1 protein-coding gene is annotated in these 1,878 nt (G+C 48.5%); it reads right to left on the reverse strand.

Features of this window, described 5'->3' with window-relative positions; genetic code table 11:
• Window positions 1-206: 206 nt before the first annotated feature.
• The gene (locus KDK19_RS00120; protein WP_257282010.1) at window positions 207-1,826 is read right to left on the reverse strand and encodes a hypothetical protein; all 1,620 of its coding nucleotides are present in this window, start codon (window positions 1,824-1,826) and stop codon (window positions 207-209) included.
• Window positions 1,827-1,878: the final 52 nt, after the last annotated feature.

Raw genomic sequence — 1,878 nt, forward strand, 5'->3', positions numbered from 1 at the left:
CAGGAAGCCACCAACATCAGACTGAAAAGCACAGACCATAAAGCGCGATAATGGAACACCTGACCTAACCCATTTCCTGACAAATCCTGAAAGCATAGGACAGTAAACCGGCAGGTGCAGAGTAAAACAATTAATTTACAACGTCAGCCCCCTTATCGGCCCCTTTAATTGCCGAAATTGTTGACTGAAATACATCACTTTAATAATCAATCCCAGCTAGCCTCCAGACCCTGAACTGAAAAAGTAGTCGGTGTACCCCAGCTGGTAGAACCAAAGCCATCATCACTATCTGAGGAGTCCCAAATGAAGCTGGGATTGGGGGAAAATAAAGTCTCCCTGTTTTCTTTTTGATGGATTGTTGCGGTGTAAGTGGCTGCTCTGGCTCTTCTGGCCGCTTCTTCCCGCTCCCTTAGCTCTTGCTCTCTTAGCTCTTGCTCCCTTTCGCGCCGTATTTTATCTTCTCTTGTCAAGATATATTCTTCTTGCCTCAAATAACCGTAAAGCTCTGTCAGCGACCACTGCATGTAGAGATCATTCAGATCCATGTTACAGCAAAAGGGATTCAAAACCCCGGCATTGATCAGTACATTTTTCCAAACCTTTTGATCAAACCCTTGGATGATCTCTCTGACCTGCTCCCTGTCCGTTACGGTGGGTTTCCAGTCCCTTCCTTTCGGATCTTTCCGCCAGGGTTTGTTGAGTGCCCGGCCTAACTTCCTTTGCAGCTTATCCTCTTGCAAGCGTTCCAGCCTTCGCGATTTCGTTTTATATGCATCAATTACCCAATATACCAACACGGCCACCATGGCTATGCCCTCTGCGGCTATCAGAATGCCTAACACACGTTTAAGCCAGCGTTCCCGTTCATCAAGATCCGAGGGATGATGCCCGACAGGCTTTTGAACGGGCGCTGGCGGAGTGGCAAGGACCGGCTTTTCACCATTCAGAATTCTGCGAATTTGCTGGTACCACTCATCACCATAATCTTCACGATCTGCGGCTTTCATAAACAGGGCGGAGAGGCCTTCCTGATAGTGACGATGCTTGCTGTCTGTATGCCAAAGGGTGGGATGATTGTTAAAGGCTTCAGTCAGCTTGGACAGGTAAAGAATAAATGCAGGGTCTCTGGCAATCTCCGGGTTCTGCTTTTGCTTCTCTACCTTAAAACTAAATGAACGAAGCGCCTTGCCACGGAGAAAAAGCTCCTGCATTTCTAACAGAATAAAGCCGAGTTGCCGGGCTAACTGTTCCCGGGATAGCGGGTTGGACGGAAATTCTCTGAAACTGTTCTGCACAGCCTCCTCAATCAGCTCCTCCATAGAGTCCATTCGGTCTTCAGCTATGACCCCCTGAAGCAGCAACGGACGGGTTCGGTACCAATCAAGAACGTCTTGGGATTCCTCCATGACTGGAGCATTACTGAATGCCTGCAAGAGGTGAAACATGGGGCGGTCCGGGTAACTGTCATCCGTCTCATTCTCATCCGTATCATTGTCACCTGTGACTTTGGCAATAGTATGGCGGGTAGCCTGCCGGACGAGTCTGGTAAGAAGTTGCTGTCGAGCTTCTGTCTGATGGTCTGATGCAGAGTGATCTTCCAGCCACTGATCTGGCCCATAGCGATCATAGATTCGCCGAACTGAAACCATGAGGGCTTTTAACAGCCTTTCATTTTCTTCTGCAAAGACGTAATCAAAATAGAGTCTGTTCAGATTGTTCCGGGCATTTCTGAGAGCCTTCTGCTCGGGTGACTCAACACTTCCCCAACTGGAAGCCGCCAGCATCAGACTGAAAAGCACAAACCATAAAGCGCGATAATGGAACACCTGACCTCACCCATTTCCTGACAAATTCGGAAAGCTTAGGACAGTAGACTGG

This window comes from Endozoicomonas sp. ONNA1 (genome assembly GCF_024606325.1).
Taxonomy (GTDB): Bacteria; Pseudomonadota; Gammaproteobacteria; order Pseudomonadales; family Endozoicomonadaceae; genus Endozoicomonas_A.